This window comes from Streptomyces sp. NBC_00341 (genome assembly GCF_041435055.1).
Taxonomy (GTDB): Bacteria; Actinomycetota; Actinomycetes; order Streptomycetales; family Streptomycetaceae; genus Streptomyces.
In genome coordinates, this window is the sequence record NZ_CP108002.1 from 8,140,812 (window position 1) to 8,160,596 (window position 19,785).

Sequence of the window (19,785 nt, forward strand, 5' to 3'; positions counted from 1 at the left end):
AGCGCGGCAACGTGCGCGGCGGACCTCCCTTGCCTAGCGTCATGACCATGAGCCATCCGCAGAGTTACGAGATCCTGCTGATCCCCCAGTTCACCGATGCCAAGGGGACGGACGCCCCCGGCACCGGGCGGACCATCCGCTCCGCGGTCGTGGAGGCGACCGGCGCGACGGGCGAGTCCGGATACCCGCGATACGCCGGGGAAGGCATGGTGGCGGACATCGACCCGGCGACCCACACCGTCGAGGCGATTCTCGTCGACGGCTCGGAACTCGACTACGGACTCACGGTCCGGATCTCGGAGAAGCCCGCCCGGGACAGCCACATGCCGGACAGCCACGTCCCGGAGAACTCTGTCCCCGAGAGCAACACGGACGGCTGAGTCCGCCGCCCGGCAACGCCGTCGGGGCCCGGCCGTCCACGGCCGGGCCCCGACGGGCTTCGCGCACTTTTGCGAGACGCCTGCTTCTGCTACTTCTGCTACTTCTGCTCCTTCTGCTCGTCCGCGATGGACTTGCGGACCTCGTCCATGTCCAGCTTCCGGGCCTGACCGATGACGTCCTCCAGCGCGGCCTCGGGCAGCGCGCCCGGCTGCGAGAAGACCGCCACGTTGTCGCGGACGATCATGAGCGTCGGGATCGACCGGATCTCGAAGGCCGCGGCCAGCTCCTGCTGCGCCTCCGTGTCGACCTTGGCGAAGACCAGATCGGCGTGGCGCTCGGACGCCGAGTCGTAGACCGGGGCGAACTGCCGACACGGGCCGCACCAGGAAGCCCAGAAGTCGATCAGGACGAACTCGTTCTCGCTGACGACCTGATCGAAGTTTTCCTTGGTGAGCTCTACGGTGCTCATGCTCTGCTACCTCTTCCTGTGCCCGTGCGGACGTGTCCCCGGACAACGGTGCCTGTGCTTGCACTATTCCGCCTGCCCATGTGGCCGCCGCGCACACCCACGACCAAAATGGGCCTCATGACACATGCTGTGGAGCCTGTCGAGTACGACGTCGTGGTCATCGGGGCCGGTCCGGTGGGTGAGAACGTGGCGGACCGGGCCAGGGCCGCCGGTCTGAGCGCCGCGATCGTGGAGTCCGAGCTCATCGGCGGTGAGTGTTCGTACTGGGCCTGTATGCCGAGCAAGGCCCTGCTGCGCCCGGTCGTCGCCCGCGCGGAGGCCCGCCGAGTCCCCGGTCTCAGCGGATCCGTACAGGGCCCGCTCGACACCGCCGCTGTTCTCGCCCACCGCGACGACTACGCCTCCCACTGGAAGGACGACGGCCAGGTGGCCTGGCTGGAGGGCATCGGCGCGGACATCTACCGGGGCACCGGCCGGCTGACCGGCACGAAGGCGGTCTCCGTCACGGCACCCGACGGCACGGAGCAGCGGCTCACCGCCCGGCACGCCGTCGCCGTCTGTACGGGCAGCCGGGCCGTGGTCCCCGATCTGCCCGGAATCGCGGAGGCCCGCCCCTGGACGAGCCGCGAGGCGACGAGCGCCAAGGAGGTGCCCGGACGGCTCGTGGTCGTCGGCGGGGGTGTGGTCGGTGTGGAGATGGCCACGGTGTGGGGCGCCCTGGGCTCGGAGGTGACCATGCTCGTCCGCGGCGCGGGGCTGCTGCCCCGGATGGAGCCGTTCGCCGGTGAGCTGGTGGCTGAGGCGCTGACCGCGGCGGGGGCCGATGTCCGGTTCGGCGTCTCGGCCACCGCTGTGCGGCGCCCGGCCCCGGACGGACCGGTCACCGTCGAGCTGGACAACGGCGAGAGCGTCGAGGCCGACGAGATCCTCTTCGCCACCGGCCGGGCCCCGCGCACCGACGACCTGGGGCTGGAGACGGTGCACCTGAAGCCCGGGTCCTGGCTCACGGTGGACGACAGCTGCCGGGTCGAGGGCACCGGCTGGCTCTACGCCGTCGGTGACGTCAACCACCGCGCGCTCCTGACCCACCAGGGGAAGTACCAGGCCCGGATCGCCGGAGCGGCGATCGCCGCCCGCGCCCAGGGCGTCCCGCTGCTGGAGACCGACCGCTGGGGCGCCCACGCGGCGACCGCCGATCACGCCGCCGTTCCCCAGGTCGTCTTCACCGACCCGGAGGCCGCCTCGGTCGGCCTCACCCTGGCGGAGGCGGAGCAGGCGGGCCACCGCGTCAGGGCCGTCGACCACGACCTCGGCGCGGTCGCGGGCGCCGGGCTGTACGCGGACGGCTACCGGGGCCGCGCCCGCATGATCGTCGACCTCGACCGGGAGATCCTGCTCGGCGTCACCTTCGTGGGTCCGGGCACCGGCGAACTGCTGCACTCCGCGACGGTCGCCGTCGCGGCGGAGGTCCCCATCGAGAGGCTCTGGCACGCGGTCCCCGCCTACCCGACGATCAGCGAGATCTGGCTGCGGCTCCTGGAGACGTACCGGGGGGCGTAGGGCCAGAGCGGTCCCGCCGGGCAGCCGGCGGGACCGCTCTGCGTCAGGCCGGGGGTTGGTTGTCGCTGGTGGTGACGCGGACGTGGTCGACGACGAGTTGCTGGGGGAAGGTGGTGTTGCCGTCGGGGTCGCCGGGCCAGTAGCCGCCGACGGCGAGGTTGAGGATGAGGAAGAAGGGTTTGTTGAAGGCCCAGGTGTTGCCGTTGGTGTCGGCGGGGGTGCGGTGCTGGTAGACGTTGCCGTCGACGGACCAGGTGATGGAGTCGGGGGCCCAGTCGATGGCGAAGGTGTGGAAGTCGTCGGCGAAGGCCTGGCCGCCCGGGAGGGTGTATCCGGCGCCGATGCCGGCGGAGCCGGAGTAGCCGGGTCCGTGCAGGGTGCCGTGGACGGTGCCGGGCTCGAAGCCGACGTTCTCCATGATGTCGATCTCGCCGGAGTTGGGCCAGCCGACCTGCCCGATGTCGTCGCCGAGCATCCAGAAGGCGGGCCACATGCCCTGGCCGCGCGGGATCTTCATCCGGGCCTCGACATGACCGTAGGCCTGGGTGAACTTGCCCGAGGTGTTCAGCCGCGCCGACGTGTACTCGCAGGTGCCGTACCAGCACTGGTAGTTGCTCGGGTTCTCCTTGCGCGCGGTGATGACGAGATGGCCCTGGCCGTCCAGCGCCGCGTTGCTGTTCCCGGCGGTGTAGTACTGCCGCTCGTGGTTGTCGACGTTGTCTCCGGTCTCGATCTGCCACTTGCCGCCATCCACGGCGGAACCGGCGGCCCCGTCGAAGTCGTCGGTGAACGTCGCGGCAGCTGCGGACGCCTGGTTCGTGACGGAGCCCTGTGCCGCAGGAAGGGGAGCGGGAGCGGCGGAGGCGAGGCTGGAGGTGGCCGAGACGAGGGCGAGAACCGAGAGTGCGGAGACCAGGAGGCGCCTGGTCAGGTGGGGGGAGCTCATGTGGATTTCCTTTCCGTACAGGACGGAGGAAATGTGACTCACCATGCATATGACAAGTGGGGGCATGGCGGCCACGTGGGGGAGTTGCGGCCTTAGTTCACTACGTGATTTAAGAAGTGAACCAAGAGCGTGTCAAGGCTCCTCACAGACCACAGTTCTTGCACGCATCGAACCCGCCGCCCTGCGGTACGCGCGTCAGTTCCCGGATTCCGGCGGGAGCGGCCGGCCGCAGCGCAGGTTCCACCGCCCCGCCCTGCCGCTGAGCTCCGTGACGGTCAGCGGAGCCACGTCCAGCCGCCAGAAGGCCTGTGGCGGGAGGTCCAGCGCGTGGACGGTGGCGGCCCGGATGACGGCGGGCTCGGCCACCGCCAGCACCCGCCCGTCGTCGCCCCCTCGGCTCCCGCCGCTCCCGTGACTCCCGTGTTGTCTTCCGTGCGGGGAGTCGACCCACGCGCCCACCCGTGCGCACAGCTCCAGCAGGGACTCGCCCCCGTGCGGAGCGGCGGACGGATCGGTCAGCCAGGCCGCCACCCCGTCCGGCTCGTCCGCGCTCACCTCGGTGAGCCGTGCGCCGGACCAGCGGCCCATCTCCCAGTCACGCAGCGCGGGTTCGGGATCGGAGCGGAGTCCGAGGGCGTCCGCGGTGGCGGCGCAGCGCAGGGACGGACCCCGCAGGCACCGGTCTGCCGCGGGCACCACGCCTGCGGCGGACCGGGCCTGCCGCAGGCCGGATGCGTCCAGGGGTGCGTCGCCGACGAACCGGGCCTCGCGCAGCGCGGCGTTCATCGCCGGTGAGATCAACATCACCCGTACCGTCATTACCGCCCTCAACTCCCTGAACAGTGGCCACTTGGCCAAGCACACCATGGCATCCGGGCCCCGCAGCACCTTCGGTGCACCATGGCGGGCCCCGCTTCCAGGCGGTATGGTCGCGACGACATGACGACGGTGTGACGGAAGCCCGGTGAGAATCCGGCACGGTCGCGCCACTGTGAACCCGTACCTGTGCGGGAAGTCAGACCCAGCACCTTCGTCTCAGGCACCATGATCGGGACGCGTGTTCCCACAGGAGGTTCTGCCATGGCACAGACTGCTGCCCCCACCACCGGCGCACCCGCCATCACCCCCATCTCCCTGAAGGCCATTGCCCCTTGGGCGGTCTTCTTCGGCATCGTCATGCTGATCCTGCTGTACTTCGTCGGCGCCGAGCAGGGCGCCACCTCCGTCATCTCGGGCGCGGGCGTGCACGAGTGGGTCCACGACGGCCGTCACCTGCTCGGCTTCCCCTGCCACTGACCTACCGGGCTGATCCAGGGGAATCCCTCATGAACTCCATATCTGTCAGAGCTCTGCTGGTCCGCGGCATGCTGGCCGGCCTGATCGCGGGCGCGCTCGCGCTGGTCGTCGCCTACTGCCTCGGTGAGTCCCGGGTGGACGCGGCCATCGCCCTCGAAGAGGCGCACAGTCACGACCACGGCGGCGGCGAGGAACTCGTCAGCCGCACCATGCAGTCCACCGCGGGTCTCGCCACCGGCGTGCTCGTCTTCGGTGTGGCCATCGGCGGCATCGCCGCACTCGTCTTCTGCTACGCGCTCGGCCGGATGGGCCGGTTCGGCCCGCGGGCCACGGCGGCGCTGATCGCGGGCGCCGCTCTGCTGACCGTGTACGTCGTGCCGTTCCTGAAGTACCCGGCCAATCCGCCGGCCGTCGGCAACCCCGACACCATCGGCAAACGCACCACGCTGTTCTTCCTGATGGTCGCTCTCAGCGTGCTGCTGGCCGTCGCCGCCGTCATCCTCGGGAGGCGACTGGCTCCCCGACTGGGCTCCTGGAACGCGACGATCGCCGCGGCGGCCGGCTATGTCCTGGTGATCGGCCTCGCGTACGCCTTCCTGCCCTCGTTCAACGAGGTGGGGAGGGACTTCCCGGCCACCCTGCTGTGGCAGTTCAGACTGGCCACGCTCGCGGTTCAGTTCACGCTCTGGACCACGTTCGGGCTGGTCTTCGGCTACCTCACGGAGCGGTTGCTGGTGCCGAGGGCGCGGGCCGTGACGGCCGGAAGCGGAACGTCGGAACGAACCGCCACCGCCGCGGGCTGACCCGCACGGAGGCGATGCCGGACCGGAACACGGCGGGACCCGCGAGGATTCACCTCGCGGGTCCCGCCGTGTTCCGGCGGCTCACTCCTGACCGGGCCCGTCCCAGTCCACCCGGTAGTGCTTCAGCGCGGAGTCCTGACGCACGAATCGCATGCCCGCGGCCGTCATGACGTGCTGGGACGCGATGTTGTCGAGGTCGGTGTCCCCGTGCACGCAGGTGACGCCCCGGTCCCGGGCGAACCGCAGCAACGCGCGGAGCGCCTCGGAGGCGTACCCCATGCCCCGGACCGAGGGCACCAGCCCGTACCCGATCGTGACGTGCCCGGCCTCGTCGGGCGCTCCGTGGAACCCCATCCCGCCGATCACCGGCCCGTCCTCCCCGAGCCGTATCTCGTACGAGCCGAACGGGCTCGGATCCCCGGCGCCAGCAAAGGTGCCGAGCAGCCGCGTGGCCGCCGCCTGCTCGCCCGGAGAGGGGTACCCGTCCGCCCAGCGGACGCCGTCCGGCGGCCGGCCCGCCACCACGTGCTCGGCGTCGGATGCGCTCATGGCGCGGAGCAGGAGGCGGGAAGTACCGAGAACAGTCATGGCCAGTGGACTATCACGCAGTCCGCGCGCCCCGCACCCGGATACCCTCGTCGGCTGTCACCGCCGGAGTCGGCCGGTCCGCTCCGGCGGTGACGGCGACCGGCCGTGGCTACTCGCCCCCGGCCGGTGTGAAGTCCCCGGACAGCGCGGCCGCGACCCGAAGGTGCGTCGCCGCCTCCGCCGGGCGACCCTGGCGCTCCAGCGTGCGCCCGAGCATCAGCCGGGCGTAGTGCTCGACGGGATCGAGTTCCAGCACCGCCCGCAGCTCTGTCTCGGCCCGGCCGAGCCGCGCCGAGTGGTAATAGGCCCTGGCCAGCAGCAGACGCGGCGCGACCTGCTCCGGCACCTCGTCGACCAGCCCGCCCAGAATCCGGGCCGCGACCAGGTACTCCTTCGACTCGAAGAAGAACTGCGCGCGCTCCCACCGCTCGGCGGCGGTTCCGAACTCGTAGTAGGTGTCGCTCATTCGTCCTCCTCGGTCGAGGCTCGCCGCCGGGCCGGTCCCGTACGCGTCAATCGCCACAACACTCCGAGATGGTTTAACATTCCACTAAATATTCGGCGTGGGCGCCGTCGGACCGGGCCCGTACGGGAATAGGTTGAGCGCCATGAGCAATCTCGATCGCCAGGCCGTCCCCTCCGTCTGCGGAGGACGCGGCTTCGTCGTGGCCGAACCGGTACGTGAACTCCTCACCCCGCGCCGCGTGAAGCTGGGGGAGTCCACCGAGGTCCGCAGACTGCTGCCCAATCTCGGTCGCCGCATGGTCGGGGCCTGGGCCTTCGTGGACCACTACGGCCCCGACGACATCGCCGACGAGCCCGGGATGCAGGTACCGCCCCACCCCCACATGGGCCTGCAGACGGTCAGCTGGCTGCACGAGGGCGAGGTCCTGCACCGCGACAGCCTCGGCAGCCTGGCGACGATCCGCCCGCGCGAACTCGGCCTGATGACCTCCGGCCGGGCGATCAGCCACTCCGAGGAGAGCCCCAGGTCGCACGCCGCGCTGCTGCATGGCGCGCAGCTCTGGGTCGCGCTCCCGAACGCCCACCGCGATGCCGATCCGCACTTCCAGCACCACACGGACCTGCCGACGGTCACCGCCCCGGGCCTCACCGCCACGGTGATCCTCGGCAACCTCGACGGCGCGACCTCGCCCGGTACCGCGTACACCCCGATCGTCGGCGCGGACCTGGCCCTGAACCGGGGCGCAGAGGCGCGTCTCCCGCTCGACCCCGACTTCGAGTACGCGGTGCTGTCGATGTCCGGAGAGGCCGAGGTCGACGGCGTACCCGTCCTGCCGGGCTCGATGCTCTACCTCGGCTGCGGCCGCGACGAACTCCCGCTGCGCGCGGAGTCCGACGCCGGTCTGATGCTCGTGGGCGGTGAGCCCTTCGAGGAGGAGATCGTCATGTGGTGGAACTTCGTGGGACGTTCGCACGAGGAGATCGAGCAGGCCCGTGCGGACTGGATGGGCGGTGATCGGTTCGGCGCAGTGCATGGCTACGACGGTGCACCGCTCCCTGCTCCGGCGTTGCCCCCGGTGCCCTTGAAGCCCCGGGGGCGGGTGCGTTGACCTGTGCGTTTACCGGTGCTGGGCCGTCCCCATCCTGGGTGTCTCCGGGGTGGGAGGCGGTCTCCGCCGAGGTGCGCCGGGAGCGCCGGGAGCGCCACAGCTTCGCCTTTCCGTGCAGTCGCTGCGGGATCTGTCCTGGGCTCTTACTGGAGGGGACCCCGCCCGGTTCTTGCGGCAGCGACGGGCGGGGCGCCCGGGGAGGCGCCCAGACGCGCCAGATGTGGCGCGTCTGGGCTTGCTGTGCCGCCGGATGGGACGCGGTTGCACGACCCTGTTGAGGTTCGTTGCAAGGGGTGAGAGCTGTGTTCGAGGGGCTTAACGGGTGAGCACTGGACGAGAAGTCGCGGATCCAGGCCCTGGATCGGTCCCAGCCAGTCCTGCCGCGATCGCGTCGATCACCTGTCGATGATCACGCCACCGCCCACCCCGCTTTGGCGAACGGTCCGGAAGCAACGGGTCGATCCGTGACCACTGCGCGTCAGTCAACGACGAATACAGACCAACGATCAGATGATCCAAACGAAACGGCCTAGGCCGTGTCTTCAAAGCTGTTTTAGGTGTTGAGGGATCATGTCGGTTGTGGTGCGTCGTCATGAGCTGTCGGATGCTGAGTGGGCTGTCCTGTCGCGGTTGTTGCCGAGTTCGGGGACGGCGGGGCGGCCGCGGTCGGATGACCGCGTGGTGCTGAACGGGATTGTGTGGAAGTTGCGTACGGGGTCGGCCTGGCGGGATGTGCCGGAACGCTACGGCTCCTGGCAGACGCTCTACACGCGTTTCCGCAGGTGGGCGCTGGATGGCACGTTCTCTCGCATGCTGCGGGCTCTGCAGGCGGAGAAAGATGCGGCCGGGGACATCGACTGGCTGGTGTCGGTCGATTCCACGATCGTGCGGGCCCATCAGCACGCCGCCGGCGGCAAAAGGGGTCACCGAGGGGGACGAAGCGGGTGATCACGCCCTCGGCAGATCCCGAGGCGGACTGAGCACCAAGCTCCACCTGGTCTGCGACGGACACGGCCGCCCACTCGCCTTCGTTCTGACCGGCGGGAACGTCAACGACTGCACTCGCTTCGAGGAGGTCCTGGACGCCATCTGCGTTCCCCGCATCGGTCCAGGCCGGCCACGCACCCGGCCCGACCACGTCATCGCGGACAAGGGCTACAGCTCCCGTAAGATCCGCGCCTACCTGCGAAAGCGCGGCATCCGCCACACGATTCCCGAACGCATCGACCAGGCCAGCGGCCGCCTACGCCGAGGCTCACGTGGCGGCCGACCACCGCGTTTCAACAGGGAGGTCTACCGACTCCGCAACGTCGTCGAGCGCTGCTTCAACCGGCTCAAACAATGGCGCGGCCTGGCCACCCGCTACGACAAGACCCACGAGTCGTTCCAGGCCACCGTCACCATCGCCTCAATCCTGTTATGGATCTGACCTTTGAAGACACACTCTAGTGGTCGTTGCGGACCGTCAGACGATGCACGCGCCGCAGCGCGCCGCGATGCCTGACCCCGTCACAGTCTCGTGAGCCCGCCATCGGCCATGATCGTCTGCCCGGTGACGAAGTACGAGTCCTCGCCGGTGAGGAACGCGATGGTCCCGACCACATCCTCGGGCTCGCCGACCCTTTTGATGGCCTGCAGCTGCGAGATGTGCTGCTGAGCCGCGTCGGGGACCGCGGAGACGATTCCCGGTGTTCGGGACATGGTCGGGCCAACGGCGTTCACGGTGATACCGAAGGCGGCTACGTCATTAGCCAGTCCCCGGGTGAAGCCGATCGCACCCATCTTGCTCGCCATGTAGTGGGATACCCCGGGGCTGGCGAGGCCGATCGAGTTCGAGGTGAGGTTGACGATGCGACCCCAGCCGCCCTCCTTCATCAGCGGAAGCACGGCCTTCACCATCAGGAACTGCGAGTCGAGATTTACGGCCAGGACACGCCGCCACGTCGCATGGTCGAGCTCGTCGATGTCGTATCTGGGATAGATGCCGGCATTGTTCACGAGGATGTCGCAGCGGCCGAGGCGGTCGCGGACTTCCTCGCCCACGTGGAGTGTCTGGTCGAGGTCGGAGACGTCTGCCTGGATTCCGATGCTCTGGTGGCCCGCTGCTTCGAGCAGCCTGAGGGTCTCGGTGGGTTCGTTCAGGTCGACGGCGACGATGACGGCACCCCGGGCAGCGAGTTGTCGGCAGATGGCTTGCCCTATTCCGCCGGCGGCCCCCGTCACCACAGCGACGCGGTCTTGACGAGTCGTGAGCATCATGTCCTCCAAAGGGTTGCGTTTGTCGTGTGCTCCGGTCGGCGTGCCGACCCTCTCCGGAGCCGTGCACCGGCGTGAGCTGGTCCGAGTCGTCCCTGCGGATCGGTCACCGTCCGGCGGTGGGGGCGTGCGGGTCCGGGACCCCGGAGCCGTCGGCATGGTGGCTCCGAGGCCCTGTCCCGCCGGCCGTCGGGCTCCGCGGGCGTTCTTGTGGGCAGGCGTCAGAGGGTGAGGCCGTGGCCTGCGGGGAAGACCGGGTCTTCGGTGTCGTTGGGGACGTCCTCGCGGGACGCTGCAACGGCGGCCATGGAGCGCGGGAGCTCGAAGGGGAGGCGGCCCTGGGCGGTGGCGTGGCCGAAGACGACGTCGAGGACGGCTGTGTCGGACGCTCCGAAGTCTGCGAGGAGGGCGGCGGCGTGGTCGGCGATCTCGGGGAATACGGCCGCGCGTTCCAGGTTGACACAGGCGATCGTGGGGACGGTCTTCATCAGGTCGAGCATCGCGGCAAGTTCGGCCGGGGGGAAGGAGAGGTCGCCGGAGTGGAAGAAGGACTCGAACTTGTTCGCGCGTTCCTCGTAGGGGGTGGAGAGCCGGACGACGGCGATGTCGGCCTGGGCGGGGTCGCTGACGACCTGGCCGTAGGCGGCGGCTGCTTCCGGGCGCACTCCCTGGAGGTACAGCTTGGGGGCGCCGGTGAGCGGGAGCAGCGTGTCGCGGTTGGTCAGCACAGTGATTGCACGGCGCTGAGCGTCCTCACCCGCGGCGGTGAACTCGGGGTTGCCGACGATGCGGGAAGCGGCATCTATGTCGACGTACGGGTTGTCGAAGAGTCCGAGGACGAACTTCTCCCGCAGCAGCCGGCCCACCGAGGCGTCGATGCGTGTTTCGGTGATCCGGCCGGAGCGGACGAGTTCAACGATCAGTTCCGGGCACTGCTCACCGCCGAACTGGTCGGCACCCGCGTCCAGGGACTTCGCGGCCCGTTCGGCGGGGCTGAGGTGTTCGACGCCCCAGGCGCGGGCGACGTGCGTCTCGCCGAGGATCTTGGCGTCGGTGAGCAGGCCCCAGTCGGTGCAGACGATGCCGGTGAAGCCGAGCTCGTCGCGCAGCAGTCCGGTGAGGACGTCCTTGTTGAAGCCGAAGCCCACCTCTTCCCAGTCGGTGCCGATGGGCTGGCCGTAGTAGGGCATCATCTGCGAGGCCCCGGCAGCGATGGCGGCCTTGAACGGGGCGAGGTGGTGGTCGCGCATGCCGCCCGGGTAGATCTGTTCCTTGCCGTGGGGGAAGTGCGGGTCCTCGCCGTCCTTCTGCGGGCCGCCGCCGGGGAAGTGCTTGACCATGGTGGCCACCGACTGGGATCCGAGGGTGTCGCCCTGGAGGCCGCGAATGTAGGCGGCGGCGAGTTCTCCGGTGAGGCGGGCGTCGTTGCCGAAGGTGCCGCTCTGCCGTGACCATCGTGGGTCGGTGGCGAGGTCGATCTGGGGGTGCAGCGCGACGCGGAAGCCGACGGCCAGGTATTCGCGGCGGACGGTGTCGGCGAAGCGGTGGACGAGTTCGGCGTCCCCGATCGCGCCGAGGCCTATGGGCTCGGGCCACTGGGAGAACGCGCCGGCGTTCAGCGCGGCACCGGGGTTGTCGGTGAAGGCGTTGCGGGGGTCGGTGGAGAGCGTGACCGGGATGCCGAGGCGGGTGGCGGCGGCGCGTTCCTGAAGGGCGTTCTGCCACAGGGCCATCTCGCGGGCGCCGTAGCTGCCGAGCAGGTTGAAATGGGTGAGGCCCTTGGTCTCCAACAGGTCTGTGGTGCTCATGGGGACCATGGCGGGATCCCCGGTCTCGATGAGAGTGCCGTCGGGGTTCATGGTCAGCATGGTGTGGAAGAGCTGGCCGGCCTTCTCCTCCAGCGTCATGCGGGCGAGCAGGTCCTCGGTGCGCTCGTCGGGGGTGAGGGCGGGGTTCTGGTAGGGGTGGCCCTCGTTGCGGGGTGCACGGGTGTTCATGGTGGTGCTCCTGTGATGCGGGGTGGGCCCGTCGGCCCGTCGGTAAGAGGTTCAGCGGACGGCGCGGACGAACTGGATCGCGGTGGCACCCAGTGCGGCGCATATCCCGCCGAGGAGGAAGAGCGCGGTGTAGTTCTCGTTTCCGCCGCCGATCGCGAGGACGGCAGGGGCGACGATGGGGACGAGGGACTGGGGGAGGGCGTTGGCGACGTTCAGGACGCCCATGTCCTTGGCGGAGGTCGCCGGATCGGGCAGGACCGCGGCGGCGAGGGCGAGGTCGACGGCCATGTAGAGGCCCTGGCCGATACCGAAGAAGAACAGGGCGATCAGGAACAGGGCGTAGCTGTGGGCGACGGCGAGCAGGAGCAGGCCGACGCCGATGAGTATGGCCGCGCCGAGCACGAACGGTTTGCGGCGCCCGACGCGGTCGGAGAGGAAGCCGCCGGCCACGGACCCGGCGACACTCATCAGGACCATGATGATGGTGCCGAGGAACATCTTGCCGGTGACCTCGTCCTCGCTGTACCCGAGGCGGTCCTCGAGGAAGTACACCTGGTAGGTCGTGACCGCCGAAATGCCGGCGAAGACCAGGAAGCGGCTGACGAAGTTCCAGCTGAAGTCGGGGTGCTTGCGCGGGTTCACCCAGAAGCTCAGCCCGAATTCCCTGAGCCCGTAGGGAGGAAAGCTCCCCTTCGCGGCGGGCCGGTCCGTCATCACTGTGCAGAGGTAGCAGACGGCGGCCAGGCCGAGCGCGGCAGGGATGAGGAAGGCGAGGGCGAGGGTGTCCTGGAAGACGTTGGCCAGCAATGAACCGAGGATCATCGCCAGGGCGCTGCTCATGCCGACGAATCCGGAGACCCGGGCGCGCTGCTCCTCCGGGATCAGGTCGGGGATGGTCGAGGTCACTGCGGCCAGGGCCGCGTTGCAGCCGAGCTGAGCCAGGGCCCAGCCCAGCGTGAGCAGCGAGACGGTGTCGCCGAAGGCGATGACCGCCAGGCCGGCGAAGCCGACGCTCATGCCGCCCAGCAGCCACGGCCGGCGGCGGCCGAAGCGGCTGGTGGTGCGGTCGGAGAGGGCGCCGAAGAGCGGGTTGGCGACCAGCGCGAGGACGGCGCCGACGGCCATGACGGTGCCGAGCTTCGCACCGCGCTGCCCCTTGGGAACGATCTCGTCGACCCGCAGGGCGAGCGTGACGACCACCGGCGTGAGGATGGCCAGGAAGATGCCCATCTGTGCCAGCACGATGCCGACGACGAGGCGGGCCGGGGCCTGCGGCGGCACAGGGACGGCGGAGGGCGAAACGTCCGACTGCCCAGTCGGTAGGGGGTGGGCGGCGAGCGGCGTCGCGGCGCCTGTCGGGTTCCCACCCGCTGGGGTGGCCATTGCCGGGGGACGGCTATCGAAGGCCATGAGGGCTCCTTGCGGCTCTCGACCGGCTTCGTCGCCGGTCCACGTCGCTAGACTAAGTGAAAACCGAGTGGGTGCTAGGTATTAAAGCCATGGCGTGGGTCACACCCGAATCGGGCATGGAGGCCGATATCGATCCGCGTTCTTCGGGCCCGTAGGCTGGGCGTATGCCTCCCCGAAAGCCTCGTGGCAGCTATGCCGTGGGCGATGAACGCCGCCAGCGCATCCTGGACACCGCTGTCGAGCACTTCGCCCGCAACGGCTACCACGCCAGCTCGCTCGCCCGGATCGCTCACGACGTCGGCATCACCCAGGGCGGCCTGCTGCACCACTTCCGCAGCAAGGAAGACCTACTGCTCTCCGTTCTCGGCGAGAGCGAGGAACGCGACCGCGCGTGGGTCTTCAGCGACGACGGCCTGACGGATACTCGGCAGGTGACGGCTGCTCAACACGTGACTGCCGCGATAAAACTGGTCTCTCTCAATACCACCCGTCCCGGCCTCGTGCGCATGTTCACCGTGCTGTCCGCGGAGGCCGCCGAGCCGGGACACCCCGCCCATGCCTTCTTCACGCAGCGCTACGACCGGCTGGTGGGCAACATCTCCGGCGCATTCCGGCGCAGTATCGACAGTGGTGAGATCCGTCCGGACGTCGACCCCGTAGCCGTGGCCGAGGAGATCATCGCCGTCATGGACGGACTACAGATCCAGTGGTCTCTCAACCCCGCCCGGTTCGACATGGTCGGCCGTCTGCATGCCTACTACGACCGCCTCTTGCGCACGATCACCACTCAGGGGACGGGAATCCTTCCAGCCTGAGTCGGCCCGCTCACGCATGAGGCTCCGCGCTCGGTAACGAGCGCGGAGACTCATGCGTGCTTCACGGGGGAGCCTTTTCCGGTCTTCACCCTGAGCGGGTGCCTCAGTTGGCTGCATCGAGGGGCACATGCTTCGCTCTGCCGACTGCCATCCGGGATTGCGGCGCCGATGAGTGCGGCACATCGACGCGGCTGGTCCAGATGGCAGTCGCAAGCGATGCTGAGGCAACGGACGACCGCGACCTGGGTTCCGTCGCCTGCTCGGATGACCCGGGGGGACGCGACGGCCCGGCGGGAGTGTCACGCCGGAGCGCCTGCGCGTATGCGCACAGCCAACGCGCTTCCGCCCAGGTCTCGCACAAGCGCGGGCTCTGCTTACTGAAGACGTGCGCCTACCGCGTAGGGCTCATCCCGTCAGAGGATGAGGTCGAGATGAGCTTCCTGCCTTGCCCACCCGAGCTCGCCCCCGACGAGCTGGTCGACTTGGATCTCAAAGGCGGCCCGCCCCGTACACCGAGTGAGGGACCAGGCCGAACGTGCCACCGCAATCCCAAGCTTTTCAGTTTCTCCTGGCCCGGTCCGGAGCTGAATCGCACCTTGGGGGAGCTGGTGCTACACCTCTTCTACGGTGGTTCGGAAGCGTGGCAGCGTCAGATGGCCGTGTTGACCGACCGGCAGTGGTTACCGACCACGACATTGCGCAGCACGCCCAGTCCCTCGACCTCGACCTCGACCGTGTCCCCCGGCTGAAGCAGCTGCGGAGGCGTACGGGCGTAGCCGACGCCCGACGGCGTGCCGGTCGCGAGGAGATCACCCGGGCGCAGGGACAGCGTGTGCGAGATCAGCGACAGCGTTTCCCCGACCCCGTAGATCATCTGACTGGTACTGGCATCCTGAACCGTCTGGCCGTTGACCCGTGTCCGCAGTCGCCGGCCGTCCTTCAGGTCGCCTACCTCCGCGGCCGGAACCATCGGGCCGATCGGCCCGGATCGGTCTCCGTTCTTCCCCAACGACCACTGGGTGGTCAGCTTCTGGGCCTTGCGAGCGGTCAGATCGTTGAACGTGGAGTATCCGATGACGGCTTGCACGGCCGCCTCGGGGGTGGCATCGACGAGAGGTGTTCCGACCCAGGCGACCACTTCGCCCTCCCAGTCGAGTCCCTCCTCGTTCGACGGTACGGGGACCTCGGCTCCATCAACGGTCAGAGACTGGGTCCATCGCGCGAAGAGGGTGGGATACGTGGGAAGGTCCTGATCCCGGAAACTGCCCTCCGCGGCGTGCTCCGCGTAGTTGAGTCCGATGCAAAAGACGCGGGCGTCGGGGAGTACCGGCGGAACCAGTTCGACATCGGCGAGGGCAAGTGTCCGCCCGGTGGGGGGCCGTGAGAGATGCCCCGTCGGATCGGCCCAGAAATCAGCGAGTGGGGCGATGACGGAGACCTGCTTCTGCTCCTCGATCAACGTGGCGACCTCCACGCCGCAGCTGTCGTGGAGTCGCTTGATGCCTACTATTCTCATCTTCTATCCCTTTCTGCTTCTCAGGTGCGTGTACGCGACCTGGGAGCCGTTTGTTGGCGACCGCCCCGTTGCCGGAACCGGTTCGCGTTCCGGACCGGTTGCCGCTGAGCTGTGGGTCTATCGGTCGACGCTGTCCTCGGGCGAGCCCGTGTGATCGTGTGCGAGGTGGTGCTGCATGAGGAGGTCCGCGCCGAAGTCGTTGGAGGGGTCGCGCCAGACGCTGTGCACGTGGTTGGCGTTGTCCTCGGCGTTGTCGAATTCGACGAGGGTCACTGGCCCCTGAATACGGAAGTAATGCGGCTGGTCGACGGACGTGCCTCCGGCCCAGGCGAAGCGCAGTTCTTCGACGCCGCCGGCGGCCGCGATGCGATCCATCTCGAAGCCGACCAGGCCGGGGCGGGCGCGCTCGACGAACAGGGCGAGCAGCTCGTCGAAGTGGGTGCGTTGGGCTGTCGAGAGGTCGCCGACGCGGACACCGCGAGGATGCGCGCGGAAGTAGGCGAGAGCCTTGCGGTCGACATCGGTGATCATCGCGTCGCGACGGCCGACCCCGTGGTACGCGGGGTACTCGACCTCACCGATGGTCTCCACGGTGCGGGTGACGAAGTCCGCCGGCGGCTTGGAGTGGATGATCGCTTCTCCCCGCTGCGCGTCGGTAAGACCGTCCAGCAGGACGAAGCCGGCGTCCTCCTCCTCTCCGAGGATCCGGAACGGGCCGAACCGGGCCGGCTCGGCGCCGAGCAGGAACGGGGTGGCGTTGACCAGGTCGCCGTCAACGACCGTGAGGTTGACCGACAGGTGATGCCCGACCAGGCGCCAACCCCAGGTGGTGTCAGGCTGCGGCTGTCCGAAGAAGGTGAGGAAGTAGCCGCGGGCATCACGGAACGTCGCCGCGATGTGACCGAACACGGGCAGATTGATCTCGCGCAGCACATGCTCATTGGCCATCACCTGGATCACGCGCGCATACGCCGGAATCGACATCGACTCGGCAATGAGCCGGTGCGCCAGAACTTCCTGATGACGGTCGAGCTCTCCCAGAGCGATGCCGTGACGGCCGGACTCGGGAAGGAAGTTCCAGTGCGTCCGGCCCGGATCCGTTGACGGCAACAGCACCTTCGCCCGCTGCTCCGCGGTCAGTCCGTCGAACAGGCCCATCGCGGCGAAGGTGACCGCGGTCGCGTCGAAGGAACCACCCGGTCGCGGCCGATGCGCCTCGGGAAGCTCATCGCTGTCGTGTGAATGTCGCGTCCCCGCCATGTCGTCATGCCCTTCTTCGTCGGTTGATCAGGATCTGTTGCGCTGCCGGCCGTCAACCCGCTGCGGTGGGGTCGGGTACGGCACCGGCCGAGGCAGAGCCGGATGGCCGGTGCCTTACGAACTCACTGGTTCCCGACCTCATGACGGGGTGCGGGAGCGTGACGCCGACGGTGCCGGCCGGCATCGGGCTGAAGCGTGCGGCGCAGTTGAGAGACGAAATCGGGGATGCTCGCGTGCTCGCCGGCCGCGAACACGTAGAAGTCCGGCCGCGCGAGGAGCGCTTGGCACTCGTGCTCGTCGAACCACCGCGCGTAGACGCCGTCGAGATCCTCGACGGACCCCCGCCCCGACACGTCGGCGACCACGCCACCGATCTGCCGGAACCAGGACATGTCCGCCCCGCCCAGGCACTCGGTGGGATTCCCGGCACGGCTTATCAGCTGCCAGCCCTGGCCCACCACATCGTCGAAGAGCCCCTCCCGGCGCCCGGACCGGACCCGTCCCTGCGGTGCCAGCCGGCCCTCGGACCCGGTGCTCGTCATCGTCAACGACGGCTCGCCCAGGCGAGGGTGCGGAGGCTGCCGGGTATCGGCCAGTGGATCGCGCGACCGCTTCCTCATTTCGGCGTCGCGGGCAGCCGCCTTGACGGGGTCGAGCTCGCAGATGACACGTCCGGCGGCCACTGCCTCGTCGATGATCTCCCGGACATGGCCACTTCGTTCCGGACCGTACGTGTCGAGCACGGCGGGAGTCGCCAGGCCCTGGTGCGCCATCGCCAGGCGCCAGCTGAGGGCGCGCGCGTCACGCAGACCCGCGCACAGTCCCTGGCCGAGGAACGGCGGCATGAGGTGTGCCGCATCACCGGCGAGAAACACATTTCCCTTTTGCCAGGTACGCGCCCAACGCCCATGGAACGTGTAGACGGCGTGGCGTTCCAAGTGGGCCGTATCCGGGGTCACGCCCCAGGGCTCCATGAGCCGCCAGGCCGTGTCGGCCCGGTTCAGTGCGTCGACGGCCATGTCCGCGCGGCGCATGAACTCGAAACGCCGCCGTCCAGGGCCGCTGTTGACCGCGGTGGCGGGTTGCGCCGGGTCGCAGTACTGGGTGACGAAGGCGCTCCAGTTCTCCTCGACCTTCGGCCGGTAGTCCACCACCAGCCAATCGGCCTGGAATCCCGAATCTCCGACCTCGATGCCGAGCTGTGTGCGGACGGCGCTGTTGGCACCGTCTGCGCCGATGAGCCATCGCGCCCGAAGGTGCTCGATCTCGTCCGGCTGCTCCGTGCGGGACACCCGGACCGATACGCCCTCGTGTCCGTGTTCGTCTGCCAGGGACAGGAAGGTCCAGCCACGGTGAACGGTCACCCCCGGCGTCGAGGCGGCCAGGTTCTCCAGGGCTGCCTCAAGGTCGGGCTGGTAGAAGCCGTTGGTGTTCGCCCAGCCCGACTCGGCGGGTCTGTTCCAGTCGATGGCCTGGAGGAGCTCGCCCTCGCCGTTGCGGAACTCGTACCCGCCGCGCTCGCCCCGGGAGGGTTCGAAGAGGTCTGCGTGGTCCTGCATGAGCCCTGCGGCCTGGAGGATTCTGAGGGCTTCGTGATCGATGGTGCACGCTCGGGGCAGCGGATACCGCGTGGCCCAGCGCTCCACGACGGACACCCGCAGACCGGCCTGGCCGAGCAGGACGGCGGTCAGCAGACCGACGGGCCCGCCACCGATGATGACGCAGTCCACCGCCCGCCGAAGGAGCGGCGCCGGTTCGGAGTTCTTCGATGAGGCGGTCATGCGTCCGGCTCCTTCGCCGAGTGGCTGTTGGCATCAGGCCCGAACAGAGGGGCGGCCGGCACCGCGGCGGTCGGTACGAGGGACAAGTTCACGTTCGAGCGTTCCGGTGGTGTCAAGGTGGTGCCGGTTGTGGTGCGGTGAGCTCCGCCGTCGGCGGGCAGGACCACATACTTGGCGTGGGGTGAGGCTGCCTGGTCCCGCCACGCCGCCGGGAGCTCATCGAGTACGAAGGTACGCACGTCGATCCTCAGTTCGTCGCGGGCCAGGGCGGACCACAGCCAGATCAGCGCGGCACGCTTGTCCCGCAGGGGGGTGTGCAGGCCCGCGAAGCCGGACAGGGTGAGCTGCTTCCCGCGGAGCAGTCCCGCCGGCACCTGCGCGGTCGCACCGGCCGGATTGCCGATGTTCACGACCCGGGCCCGCGGTGCGCACGCGCGCAGCGCCGCCTCCAGCGGCGGCCCGTACACGCCGTCGAGAACGACATCCACCGGGCCGGCCGCTGCCGACAACCGCGCCGCCAGTTCGTCGGTTCCCTCCTCGGGGCGCAGTGCGACGACGGCATCCGCGCCGAGGCCGAGCAGCGACTCGAGCGCCGCCGCGTCACGGGCCACGCCGACCACCCTGCCCGCCCCGCTGAGCTGCGCGATCTGAACTGCGAGGCGCCCGACCACACCGGTGGCTCCGAGGACCAGCACCGTCTCCCCGGGGCGGAGGCCGGCCGCTTCGAGCAGCGGAATGAACGCCGCGGTCCCCGAGTTCCCGACAGCCGCCGCTCGCACGGGGTCGAGACCGTCGGGGAGCGGGAGTACGTCTTCGTCGGCGACCAGCACCTTGGAGGCGAAGGTGCCGGGGGCGGACGGGGAGGCGTGGGACTCGGCGTAGACCCAGGTGCCGGGCGCATAGCGGTCGGAGTCGAGCACGACCCCCGTGCACTCGCTGCCCGGGACGTACGGATCCTCGTGGCGGGCCGAGTGGAAGGTTCCGGAGGCGATGAGCAGGTCGAGCGGGTTCAACGGCGCCGCGACCACGGCGATGGAGGTCTCGCCCGCTCCTCGTGGCCCCCAGGCCACCGATCCCGTGCGGGGTTCTGTGCCCGGAGCCTCGACGACGGCCGCCGGGACCGTTTCGCGTGT

At 69.3% G+C, this 19,785-nt stretch carries 19 protein-coding genes and 1 pseudogene; 7 read left to right on the top strand and 13 right to left on the bottom strand.

Annotated features, from left to right (window positions below; all coding sequences use genetic code 11):
- The first annotated feature begins 47 nt into the window (after positions 1–47).
- On the top strand, positions 48–380 hold the full coding sequence (locus OG892_RS36345) for a hypothetical protein (protein WP_328864454.1): 333 nt from the start codon (positions 48–50) through the stop codon (positions 378–380).
- A 98-nt stretch (positions 381–478) separates the two neighbouring features.
- Here OG892_RS36345 and trxA read toward each other — a convergent pair whose 3' ends face one another.
- Complete coding sequence (trxA, locus tag OG892_RS36350) at positions 479–850, bottom strand: thioredoxin (protein WP_073734649.1); 372 nt, start codon at positions 848–850, stop codon at positions 479–481.
- Between the two features lie 117 nt (positions 851–967).
- Between trxA and OG892_RS36355 the strand changes: the two genes are divergently transcribed.
- Positions 968–2,410 (top strand): NAD(P)/FAD-dependent oxidoreductase, encoded by a 1,443-nt coding sequence (locus OG892_RS36355; protein WP_371631311.1) that lies wholly within the window; start codon positions 968–970, stop codon positions 2,408–2,410.
- 43 nt (positions 2,411–2,453) lie between these two features.
- On the opposite strand, the gene OG892_RS36360 is transcribed toward OG892_RS36355, so the two are convergent.
- Positions 2,454–3,356: a family 16 glycosylhydrolase gene (locus OG892_RS36360; RefSeq protein WP_371631312.1), complete on the bottom strand. Its 903-nt coding sequence runs from the start codon at positions 3,354–3,356 to the stop codon at positions 2,454–2,456.
- A 195-nt stretch (positions 3,357–3,551) separates the two neighbouring features.
- Positions 3,552–4,175 carry a histidine phosphatase family protein gene (locus OG892_RS36365; protein ID WP_371631313.1) on the bottom strand — a complete coding sequence of 208 codons (624 nt, stop codon included), beginning with the start codon at positions 4,173–4,175 and terminating at the stop codon, positions 3,552–3,554.
- Between the two features lie 261 nt (positions 4,176–4,436).
- Between OG892_RS36365 and OG892_RS36370 the strand changes: the two genes are divergently transcribed.
- Complete coding sequence (locus tag OG892_RS36370; RefSeq protein ID WP_024492504.1) at positions 4,437–4,652, top strand: CbtB-domain containing protein; 216 nt, start codon at positions 4,437–4,439, stop codon at positions 4,650–4,652.
- A 29-nt stretch (positions 4,653–4,681) separates the two neighbouring features.
- The gene (locus OG892_RS36375; RefSeq protein ID WP_371631314.1) at positions 4,682–5,455 is read left to right on the top strand and encodes a CbtA family protein; all 774 of its coding nucleotides are present in this window, start codon (positions 4,682–4,684) and stop codon (positions 5,453–5,455) included.
- An 81-nt stretch (positions 5,456–5,536) separates the two neighbouring features.
- On the opposite strand, the gene OG892_RS36380 is transcribed toward OG892_RS36375, so the two are convergent.
- Positions 5,537–6,043, bottom strand: a complete 507-nt coding sequence (locus OG892_RS36380; RefSeq protein ID WP_371631315.1) for a GNAT family N-acetyltransferase — start codon at positions 6,041–6,043, stop codon at positions 5,537–5,539.
- 109 nt (positions 6,044–6,152) lie between these two features.
- Entirely contained in the window at positions 6,153–6,509 is a 357-nt protein-coding gene (locus OG892_RS36385; protein ID WP_328864450.1) for a tetratricopeptide repeat protein, read from the bottom strand.
- A gap of 142 nt (positions 6,510–6,651) precedes the next feature.
- Between OG892_RS36385 and OG892_RS36390 the strand changes: the two genes are divergently transcribed.
- Complete coding sequence (locus OG892_RS36390; protein ID WP_371631316.1) at positions 6,652–7,617, top strand: pirin family protein; 966 nt, start codon at positions 6,652–6,654, stop codon at positions 7,615–7,617.
- 384 nt (positions 7,618–8,001) lie between these two features.
- Here OG892_RS36390 and OG892_RS36395 read toward each other — a convergent pair.
- Positions 8,002–8,115 (bottom strand): annotated as a pseudogene (locus OG892_RS36395) (transposase); the annotation flags it as partial.
- A 72-nt stretch (positions 8,116–8,187) separates the two neighbouring features.
- On the opposite strand from OG892_RS36395, the gene OG892_RS36400 reads away from it, so the two are divergent.
- Positions 8,188–9,046 (top strand): IS5 family transposase gene (locus OG892_RS36400; RefSeq protein ID WP_371628382.1). Its coding sequence is split into 2 segments (ribosomal slippage): positions 8,188–8,543 and positions 8,542–9,046, totalling 861 coding nucleotides; the frame shifts between segments, so codons are not numbered across the junction.
- An 80-nt stretch (positions 9,047–9,126) separates the two neighbouring features.
- On the opposite strand, the gene OG892_RS36405 is transcribed toward OG892_RS36400, so the two are convergent.
- The 3 genes from OG892_RS36405 to OG892_RS36415 form a co-directional block, all read right to left on the bottom strand.
- A complete protein-coding gene (locus OG892_RS36405; protein ID WP_371631317.1) occupies positions 9,127–9,876 on the bottom strand; it encodes an SDR family NAD(P)-dependent oxidoreductase in 750 nt (249 codons plus the stop codon).
- Between the two features lie 218 nt (positions 9,877–10,094).
- A complete protein-coding gene (locus OG892_RS36410) occupies positions 10,095–11,870 on the bottom strand; it encodes a glycoside hydrolase family 3 N-terminal domain-containing protein (RefSeq protein WP_371631318.1) in 1,776 nt (591 codons plus the stop codon).
- Positions 11,871–11,921: 51 nt separating this feature from the next.
- Positions 11,922–13,151: an MFS transporter gene (locus tag OG892_RS36415; RefSeq protein ID WP_328864446.1), complete on the bottom strand. Its 1,230-nt coding sequence runs from the start codon at positions 13,149–13,151 to the stop codon at positions 11,922–11,924.
- 293 nt (positions 13,152–13,444) lie between these two features.
- Between OG892_RS36415 and OG892_RS36420 the strand changes: the two genes are divergently transcribed.
- Positions 13,445–14,095, top strand: a complete 651-nt coding sequence (locus tag OG892_RS36420; protein WP_371631319.1) for a TetR/AcrR family transcriptional regulator — start codon at positions 13,445–13,447, stop codon at positions 14,093–14,095.
- 649 nt (positions 14,096–14,744) lie between these two features.
- Here OG892_RS36420 and OG892_RS36425 read toward each other — a convergent pair.
- The 4 genes from OG892_RS36425 to OG892_RS36440 form a co-directional block, all read right to left on the bottom strand.
- Entirely contained in the window at positions 14,745–15,611 is an 867-nt protein-coding gene (locus tag OG892_RS36425) for a fumarylacetoacetate hydrolase family protein (RefSeq protein ID WP_073734175.1), read from the bottom strand.
- Between the two features lie 117 nt (positions 15,612–15,728).
- Positions 15,729–16,871 (bottom strand): DUF3500 domain-containing protein, encoded by a 1,143-nt coding sequence (locus OG892_RS36430; protein ID WP_371631320.1) that lies wholly within the window; start codon positions 16,869–16,871, stop codon positions 15,729–15,731.
- A 122-nt stretch (positions 16,872–16,993) separates the two neighbouring features.
- Positions 16,994–18,652 carry a bifunctional 3-(3-hydroxy-phenyl)propionate/3-hydroxycinnamic acid hydroxylase gene (locus tag OG892_RS36435; protein ID WP_371631321.1) on the bottom strand — a complete coding sequence of 553 codons (1,659 nt, stop codon included), beginning with the start codon at positions 18,650–18,652 and terminating at the stop codon, positions 16,994–16,996.
- Positions 18,649–19,722, bottom strand: coding sequence for a zinc-binding alcohol dehydrogenase family protein (locus tag OG892_RS36440; RefSeq protein ID WP_371631322.1), 1,074 nt, complete (start codon positions 19,720–19,722; stop codon positions 18,649–18,651). Before OG892_RS36440 ends, OG892_RS36435 begins: the two co-directional genes overlap by 4 nt.
- Between the last annotated feature and the right edge of the window lie 63 nt (positions 19,723–19,785).